The organism is Streptomyces sp. 150FB, from assembly GCF_000818195.1.
Taxonomy (GTDB): Bacteria; Actinomycetota; Actinomycetes; order Streptomycetales; family Streptomycetaceae; genus Streptomyces.
Genome location: NZ_JTHL01000001.1, coordinates 1476214 through 1484361, shown reverse-complemented (window position 1 = coordinate 1484361; position 8148 = coordinate 1476214). Strand labels below are relative to the sequence as shown.

Annotated in this window: 8 protein-coding genes and 1 pseudogene; 8 read left to right on the top strand and 1 reads right to left on the bottom strand. The window is 70.8% G+C overall.

Annotated elements, in window-relative coordinates; translation table 11 throughout:
* Positions 1-228, top strand: a pseudogene (locus QR77_RS48315) (SseB family protein); the annotation flags it as partial.
* A gap of 30 nt (positions 229-258) precedes the next feature.
* On the opposite strand, the gene QR77_RS05985 reads toward QR77_RS48315, so the two are convergent.
* Complete coding sequence (locus tag QR77_RS05985) at positions 259-621, bottom strand: DUF1844 domain-containing protein (RefSeq protein ID WP_040027378.1); 363 nt, start codon at positions 619-621, stop codon at positions 259-261.
* A gap of 396 nt (positions 622-1017) precedes the next feature.
* On the opposite strand from QR77_RS05985, the gene infC reads away from it, so the two are divergent.
* From infC to pheT, 7 genes are all read left to right on the top strand, one after another.
* Positions 1018-1719 (top strand): translation initiation factor IF-3, encoded by a 702-nt coding sequence (gene infC / locus QR77_RS05980; RefSeq protein WP_078876497.1) that lies wholly within the window; start codon positions 1018-1020, stop codon positions 1717-1719.
* 124 nt (positions 1720-1843) lie between these two features.
* Positions 1844-2038, top strand: coding sequence for a 50S ribosomal protein L35 (gene rpmI, locus QR77_RS05975; protein ID WP_040020110.1), 195 nt, complete (start codon positions 1844-1846; stop codon positions 2036-2038).
* 101 nt (positions 2039-2139) lie between these two features.
* Positions 2140-2526 carry a 50S ribosomal protein L20 gene (gene rplT / locus QR77_RS05970; RefSeq protein WP_040020109.1) on the top strand — a complete coding sequence of 129 codons (387 nt, stop codon included), beginning with the start codon at positions 2140-2142 and terminating at the stop codon, positions 2524-2526.
* A 205-nt stretch (positions 2527-2731) separates the two neighbouring features.
* Positions 2732-3568: an RNA methyltransferase gene (locus QR77_RS05965; RefSeq protein WP_040020108.1), complete on the top strand. Its 837-nt coding sequence runs from the start codon at positions 2732-2734 to the stop codon at positions 3566-3568.
* 86 nt (positions 3569-3654) lie between these two features.
* The gene (locus QR77_RS05960; protein ID WP_040020107.1) at positions 3655-4803 is read left to right on the top strand and encodes an ATP-binding protein; all 1149 of its coding nucleotides are present in this window, start codon (positions 3655-3657) and stop codon (positions 4801-4803) included.
* A gap of 322 nt (positions 4804-5125) precedes the next feature.
* Entirely contained in the window at positions 5126-6271 is a 1146-nt protein-coding gene (gene pheS, locus QR77_RS05955; RefSeq protein ID WP_040020105.1) for a phenylalanine--tRNA ligase subunit alpha, read from the top strand.
* A partial coding sequence (gene pheT / locus QR77_RS05950; protein ID WP_040020103.1) for a phenylalanine--tRNA ligase subunit beta occupies positions 6271-8148 on the top strand: 1878 nt, incomplete at its 3' end. The genes pheS and pheT, both read left to right, overlap by 1 nt.

Below are 8148 nucleotides of genomic sequence, written 5' to 3'. Positions count from 1 at the left end.
GCCGCCGAGCCCGCGGTGCTCAGCGCCCACCTCGGCCCCGGCAGCGCGGACGGCACGCTCGCGCTCGTCCTCGACGGTGAAGCGTCCGCGGCGGAGGCGACCCGGGGGATCGCGGCGCGTCTCGCCGCCGACGACGTACTGAGGGCCCGCCTGGTGCGCGGCCTCGACCTGGCGGTGCTGCCGGGCGGAGCCACGCCGCCGGGCGAGCCCCTCCACGTAAGGAAGTAGAAAGCGGTACGCGGGGTACGCAGGACCGCGTCAGCCGTAGACAGGTCCTGTGTACTTCTCGCCGGGCCCCTGACCGGGCTCGTCGGCGACGACCGAGGCCTCCCGGAACGCGAGCTGGAGCGACTTGAGCCCGTCGCGCAGCGGCGCCGCGTGGAAGGAGCTGATCTCCGTCGCACTCGCGTCCATCAGCCCGGCCAGCGCGTGGACCAGCTTGCGCGCCTCGTCCAGATCCTTGTGCTCGTCGCCGTCCTCGGTCAGGCCGAGCTTCACCGCGGCGGCGCTCATCAGGTTCACAGCGACCGTGACGATCACCTCGACGGCCGGGACCTCGGCGATGTCGCGGGTCATGGCGTCGAAGTCGGGGGACTCTTCGGGGGTGGTCGCTTCACTCATGTTCACACGATAGGCCCAGCGATACGGCCGTCCGCCCGCTGCCCCGGTCAGGCCGGAGACCAGCCCTTCCCGGTCCTGCCCGGCCCGCGCATTGGCCTCTTGCGCGCGGTTGGTGCTAACCTGGAGTAACGACCGGCTGGACACATGTGTGTCCGGCCCACAAGTGGAGGCTCCGATCTCCCACCTGGCTGCCCCATCCGGGCGGCGGGTCACCGGTCAGGTGGCGCCCATCGTTCCGTACGGACGATGGAGCCGCCCGAAGCGCGCCCCGCGGTAGACGCGGCGGTGCTCCGGTAACAAGGAGCTGCCGCCTGTGTCCCGTCCGGGGCATTTTTGATATATCCCCGCGGTTGGTTCGTAAGAAGCAGACGTTACGCGGCTGTCTGCCAGACAGCCGTGTGGTGCTACCGAGGAGGATCCATCAGCGCTGAGCCCCGCATTAACGACCGGATTCGCGTTCCCGAGGTCCGACTTGTCGGTCCCAGCGGCGAGCAGGTCGGCATTGTGCCGCTTGCGAAGGCCCTGGAGCTGGCACAGGAGTACGACCTGGACCTGGTCGAGGTCGCGGCGACCGCACGTCCGCCCGTGTGCAAGCTCATGGACTACGGGAAGTTCAAGTACGAGTCGGCCATGAAGGCCCGTGAGGCGCGTAAGAACCAGGCGCACACGGTCATCAAGGAGATGAAGCTCCGGCCGAAGATCGACCCGCACGACTATGACACCAAGAAGGGTCACGTCGTCCGGTTCCTCAAGCAGGGCGACAAGGTCAAGATCACGATCATGTTCCGCGGTCGTGAGCAGTCCAGGCCGGAACTCGGCTTCCGACTGCTCCAGCGACTGGCTTCGGACGTCGAGGATCTCGGCTTCATCGAGTCGAACCCTAAGCAGGACGGCCGGAACATGATCATGGTTCTCGGCCCGCACAAGAAGAAGACCGAGGCCATGGCCGAGGCCCGTGAGGCGCAGGCCGCCCGTAAGGCGGAGCGTCAGGGCTACGCCACGGACGACTCGGTCGACGACGAGGACACCGAGGCAGCGGCGGACGCCGAAGCCCCGACCGAAGCACCGGCCAAGGCCGAGGCATCGTCCGACGCGTGACCCGGGAGGGCGTCAGCCAGGCGCCACCGGTTCAGGTCCGGAACCACACATCGGAGATATGACGCTCCCGAGCGCCGGTCCACCGGCCGGCGGGGAGCGCCACTGACGAGGAGATAACGGCGCCATGCCGAAGAACAAGACGCACAGCGGTGCCAGCAAGCGCTTCAAGATCACCGGCTCCGGCAAGGTCATGCGGGAGCGGGCCGGCAAGCGCCACCTGCTCGAGCACAAGTCGTCCCGCGTGACGCGCCGTCTCACCGGCAACGCCGAGATGGCCCCGGGCGACGCCAAGAAGATCAAGAAGCTTCTCGGCAAGTGACGTCGCCGCCCCCGGTGACCGGGGGCGCGACCTCAAGACCGGGACCCATTCGTTTCCGGGCCGTGTGAGTCCAACCACGGCCCCGCTAAAGGAGTTAACACGTGGCACGCGTCAAGCGGGCAGTCAACGCCCACAAGAAGCGCCGGGCAATCCTCGAGGCGGCCAGCGGTTACCGCGGCCAGCGCTCGCGCCTGTACCGCAAGGCGAAGGAGCAGGTCACCCACTCCCTCGTCTACAACTACAACGACCGCAAGAAGCGCAAGGGCGACTTCCGTCAGCTCTGGATCCAGCGGATCAACGCCGCTGCCCGCGCCAACGGCATCACCTACAACCGCTTCATCCAGGGTCTGAAGGCCGCCAACGTCGAGGTGGACCGCAAGATCCTCGCGGAGCTGGCGGTCAACGACGCCAACGCGTTCGCCACGCTCGTCGAGGTTGCCCAGAAGGCGCTTCCGAGCGACGTCAACGCCCCCAGGGCCGCCGCGTAACGATCTGACCCGTGGCGGGCGAGCTGATCGGCTCACCCGCCACCGGACCGGACCGCTGATTCCGCACGTGCCTCACCGCAGGACCCGCAGGCCGAGCCTGCGGGTCCTGTGCGTTCTGCGCGTCCCGCGCGCGCCGTCCGTATCCGGTGAGTACCGCCCGTACCCGCCCGTGCCCGCCCGTACGAGAAGTGAGAACCGCCGCCCCATGGCCACCCCCGAGCTGATCTCCCCGCGCTCCCCGCGCGTCACAGCCGCGCGGAAGCTCGCCAGACGCGCCTCCCGCACCAAGGAGCGCCGGTTCCTCGCCGAGGGCCCCCAGGCCGTACGGGAAGCGGTCGAGCACCGCGGCCCCGGCGGGGAGCCCGGGCTCGTCGAGCTGTTCACCACCGTCGAGGCCGCCGAGCGCTACGCCGGGATCGTGGACGCGGCCAGGGACGCCGGGGCCCGGGTGCTGTTCGCGCCCGACGAGCTGATCGCCGAGCTGTCAGGGACCGTCACTCCCCAGGGCCTGCTGGGCGTCTGCCGCTTCCTCGACACGCCGTTCGAGGACATCCTCGCCGCCGGACCCCGGCTGGTCGCCGTCCTGGCGCACGTACGCGACCCGGGCAACGCCGGTACGGTGCTGCGCTGCGCGGACGCCGCCGGCGCCGACGCCGTGGTCCTCACCGACGCCTCCGTGGACCTCTACAACCCCAAGTCGGTCCGCGCGTCGGCCGGTTCGCTCTTCCACCTGCCGGTCGCCGTCGGCGTCCCCGTTGAAGCCGCTGTCGACGGGCTGCGCGCGGCCGGGTCGCGGATCCTCGCCGCCGACGGCGCGGGCCCGAGGGACCTCGACGACGAACTCGACGCCCGCACCATGGGCGGCCCCACCGCCTGGATCTTCGGCAACGAGGCCTGGGGCCTGCCCGCCGAGACCCGCGACCTCGCCGACGCCGTGGTCCGCGTACCGATCCACGGCAGGGCCGAGAGCCTGAACCTCGCGACGGCGGCGGCCGTATGCCTCTACGCGTCGGCGCGCGCCCAGCGTGTCCGTACGTGCTGAGGGGGTCCCGCTGGGTGACGTATCGCTAGTAGGGTGTCGGCTTCGGGGGCCCACTGAGCCACACGGACAAGAGGTGGGATGCGCGGATGGCTGTCGGCATGAGCAGGCCCGCCCGGGTCCAGGAGCTGTCCGTGCGCGCCTCCGGCGACCCGGACGACCCTGACAGCGCGACGAGTATGGACATCGACCCCGACGACCTGCCGGACGGTCTGGTCGTCGCCGACGAGACGGGCCGGGTGACCTGTTTCAACACGGCCGCCGCCCGGATCACCGCCGTACGGCGCGCCGACGCCATCGGCCACCAGCTCGACCACGCGCTGCCCCTCACCGACCTCGAAGGCCGCCGCTGGTGGGCGCTGACCGACCCGTACGGCGGGCTGCCCACCCGGATCGGCCAGCCGGAGCGCAATCTGCTGCTGCCCGGCGGCCGTGAGGTCCTCGTCTCCGTCAGATACGTACGCCCCCGGCCCAAGGCGCCCGTGCAGAAGCTGGTCATCTGTGTCCGGGGCACCGAGGCGCGCCGCCGCACCGAGCGCAGCCACGCCGAGCTGATCGCCACGGTCGCCCATGAGCTGCGCTCCCCGCTGACCTCCGTGAAGGGGTTCACAGCGACCCTGCTCGCCAAGTGGGAGCGGTTCACCGACGACCAGAAGCGGCTGATGCTGGAGACCGTCGACGCCGACGCCAACCGGGTGACCCGGCTGATCACCGAGCTGCTCGACATCTCCCGTATCGACTCGGGCCGTCTTGAGGTGCGCCGCCAGCCCGTCGCCATCGGCACCGCGGTCGGACGGCACGTCCAGTCGCATGTGGCGGCGGGACAGGCACCCGACCGCTTCCTCGTCACGGTGGAAGAACCGCTGCCCGATCTGTGGGCGGACCCGGACAAAATCGATCAGATCCTCGGCAACCTGCTGGAAAACGCGGTGCGCCACGGCGAGGGAACCGTCACCATCGAGGTGGCGGCCGCTGAACTCCAGCACGCCGGGACGACAGCGAAGGGGACGGCGGTCACCGTGTGCGACGAAGGCCCCGGCATCCCCGAGGAGTCGATGGGCCGCGTCTTCACCCGTTTCTGGCGGGGCAGCAAGCGCGGCGGTACCGGCCTCGGCCTCTACATCGTCAAGGGCATCGTCGAGGCGCACGGCGGGACCATCACGGTCGGTCGCGGACCCGGCGGCGGCGCCGAGTTCCGATTTATCCTGCCCGTCGGCGCTCCGGCCTATCTGACCTGAGCCCCCGCCGGGCCTCCCACCTGCCAGGACCCGCACAGCCCACCGGCCCCTGCCGGACAGGGCACTAGGCCCTGTCTGACGCATCCCGCCTGGCTCGCGGCGCCCGGCACGCACACTCGCCGCGTTGTCGGAGTCATCCAAGTACGTCCAGTACGAGGATGATCCTCCGCCTTGCGATTGCACGCACCGGACACCGCGAGCCCCGCCCTCCGGGCGGACGGCGCTATGCATCAGACAGGGCCTAGACTCGGCCTTTGGCGACTTCGCGCGCCCTCAGCGATCGAGCAGGGTCGTATCCCAGCCAACCGGAAGTACGGAAGAGATGTCGGCACCCAACAAGTCGTACGACCCAGTCGAGGTCGAGGCACTGAAACCGGAACAAATCGAGCGGATGCGGGACGAGGCGCTCGCCGCCTTCGCCGCCGCCGGTGACCTCGAAGCGCTCGCTCACGCGAAGACCGCGCACACCTCCGGTACCTCGCCGCTCGCCCTCGCCAACCGGGAGATCGGCGCGCTGCCGCCCCAGGCCAAGGCCGAGGCGGGCAAGCGCGTCGGACAGGCGCGCGGCGCCGTCAGCAAGGCGCTCGCCGCCCGGCAGACCGAGCTGGAGGCCGAGCGCGACGCACGTGTGCTGGTCGAGGAGGCGGTGGACGTCACACTGCCGTACGACCGGACACCCGCCGGCGCCCGGCACCCGCTGACCACGTTCATGGAGCGGGTCGCCGACGTCTTCGTCGCGATGGGCTACGAGGTCGCCGAGGGCCCGGAGGCCGAGGCGGAGTGGTTCAACTTCGACGCGCTCAACTTCGTGCCCGACCACCCCGCCCGCCAGATGCAGGACACCTTCTTCGTCCAGGGCCCCCAGGGGAGTGGAAGCGAGGGGACCGGAGGCGAGGGCGACGCCGGGGTGGTGCTGCGTACGCACACCTCGCCGGTGCAGGCCCGCGCCCTGCTCGACCGCGAGCCGCCCGTGTACGTCGTCTGCCCGGGGCGGGTCTACCGCACCGACGAACTCGACGCCACGCACACCCCGGTCTTCCACCAGATCGAACTGCTCGCCGTCGACGAGGGCCTCACCATGGCCGACCTCAAGGGCACCCTCGACCACATGGTCCAGGCGCTCTTCGGCGAAGGGGTCACGACCCGGCTGCGGCCGAACTACTTCCCCTTCACCGAGCCGTCCGCCGAGATGGACATGGTCTGTTACGTGTGCCGGGGCGAGTCCGTCGGCAACCCCGACAGGCCGTGCCGCACCTGCGGCAGCGAGGGCTGGATCGAGCTGGGCGGCTGCGGCATGGTCAACCCGAAGGTGCTCGTCGCCTGCGGGGTGGACCCGGAGAAGTACAGCGGATTCGCCTTCGGCTTCGGCATCGAGCGGATGCTGATGTTCCGGCACAACGTGGAAGACATGCGAGACATGGTTGAGGCTGACGTCCGGTTCACCCGGCCGTTCGGGATGGAGATCTGATGCGCGTCCCGCTTTCCTGGCTGCGGGAGTACGTCGACCTGCCGACGACGGAGACCGGCCGTGACGTACAGGCCAAGCTCGTCTCCGCCGGGCTTGAGGTCGAGACCGTCGAGCAGCTCGGCGCCGGTCTCAAGGGCCCGCTCGTCGTCGGCAAGGTGCTCACCATCGAGGAGCTGGAGGGCTTCAAGAAGCCCATCCGCTTCTGCACCGTCGACGTCGGCACCGCCAACGGCACCGGCGAACCGCAGGAGATCGTCTGCGGCGCCCGGAACTTCGCCGTCGGCGACAAGGTCGTCGTGGTCCTGCCCGGCGCCGTCCTGCCCGGCGACTTCGCGATCGCCGCGCGCAAGACGTACGGCAAGACCTCGCACGGCATGATCTGCTCCACCGACGAACTGGGCATGGGCGACGACGGCACGCACGGCATCATCGTGCTGCCGCCCGAGCACGAGGTCGGCAGCGACGCGATCGCGCTCCTGGAGCTGGTCGACGAGGTCCTCGACATCGCCGTCACGCCCGACCGCGGCTACTGCCTCTCCATGCGCGGCGTCGCCCGCGAGACCGCCATCGCCTACGGCCTCGCGCTGCGCGACCCGGCGCTCATCGACGTCCCGACGCCGAACTCCTTCGGCTACGGCGTCACGGTCTCGGACCCGGTGGGCTGCGACCGCTTCACCGCGCGTACGGTCACCGGCCTCGACCCCGAGGCGCGTTCACCCATCTGGCTGACCCGGCGGCTCCAGAAGGCCGGGATGCGGCCGATCTCGCTCGCCGTCGACATCACCAACTACGTGATGCTGGAGCTGGGTCAGCCGCTGCACGCCTACGACCGCTCCCGGCTCGACGGGCCCATCGGGGTCCGCCGCGCCACCCCCGGAGAGAAGATCACCACACTCGACGGCGCCAAGCGGGTCCTGGACGCCCAGGACCTCGTCATCACCGACGACCGGGGCCCCATCGGCCTCGCCGGAGTGATGGGCGGCGCCCACACCGAGATCGCCGACACCGAGACCGATATCGGGACCGGCGAGGTCAGCGGCACCACCTCCGTGGTCGTCGAGGCCGCGCACTTCGACGCGATCTCCATCGCCCGCACCGCACGCCGCCACAAGCTGGCCTCCGAGGCGTCCAAGCGCTACGAGCGCGGCGTCGACCCGGCGGCCGGACCGGCCGCAGCGCAGCGGACCGTCGACCTGCTCGTCCTGCTCGCCGGCGGCTCGGCCGAGGCCGGGGTCACCGAGGTCGTCGCGCCCTCGGCGCCCACTACCATCACCATGCCCGCCTCCCACCCCGGCAGCGTGGCGGGCGTCGACTACGGCAGGGAGACCGTCGTACGGCGGCTCCAGGAGATCGGCTGCGACGTGTACGGGCAGGACGAGCTGGTCGTCACCGCCCCGTCCTGGCGCCCCGACCTCGGCGCGCCCAACGACCTCGCCGAGGAGGTCATCCGCCTGGAGGGGTACGAGAACCTCCCCTCCACGCTGCCCACCCCGCCGTCCGGCCGGGGGCTCACCGAGCGCCAGCGGCTGCACCGCCGCGTCGGCCGCGCGCTGGCGGGCTCCGGCTATGTCGAGGCGCTGAACTACCCGTTCATGGGCGAAGCGGTGCTCGACCAGCTCGGCGTGCCCGCCGACGACGCCCGGCGCCGTACGGTACGGCTGGTCAACCCGCTCTCCGACGAGGAGCCCGCGCTGCGCACCACGTTGCTGCCCGGACTGCTCGGCGCGCTGCGCCGCAACGACGGCCGTGGCTCGCACGACCTGGCGCTCTTCGAGACCGGCTCGGTGTTCCGGCCGACCGGCGAGGAGAAGGTACCGCTACGGCTGCCCGTCGACCGGCGGCCGACCGACGAGGAGATCGCCGGGCTCGACGCGGCG

What these genes read in the sequence shown, in the direction of transcription:
- rpmI (WP_040020110.1), top strand. Translation starts at nt 1,844, where the DNA reads ATGCCGAAGAACAAGACGCACAGCGGTGCCAGCAAGCGCTTCAAGATC.
- pheS (WP_040020105.1), top strand. Translation starts at nt 5,126, where the DNA reads ATGTCGGCACCCAACAAGTCGTACGACCCAGTCGAGGTCGAGGCACTG.
- QR77_RS05985 (WP_040027378.1), bottom strand. Translation starts at nt 621, where the DNA reads ATGAGTGAAGCGACCACCCCCGAAGAGTCCCCCGACTTCGACGCCATG.
- QR77_RS05965 (WP_040020108.1), top strand. Translation starts at nt 2,732, where the DNA reads ATGGCCACCCCCGAGCTGATCTCCCCGCGCTCCCCGCGCGTCACAGCC.
- QR77_RS05960 (WP_040020107.1), top strand. Translation starts at nt 3,655, where the DNA reads ATGGCTGTCGGCATGAGCAGGCCCGCCCGGGTCCAGGAGCTGTCCGTG.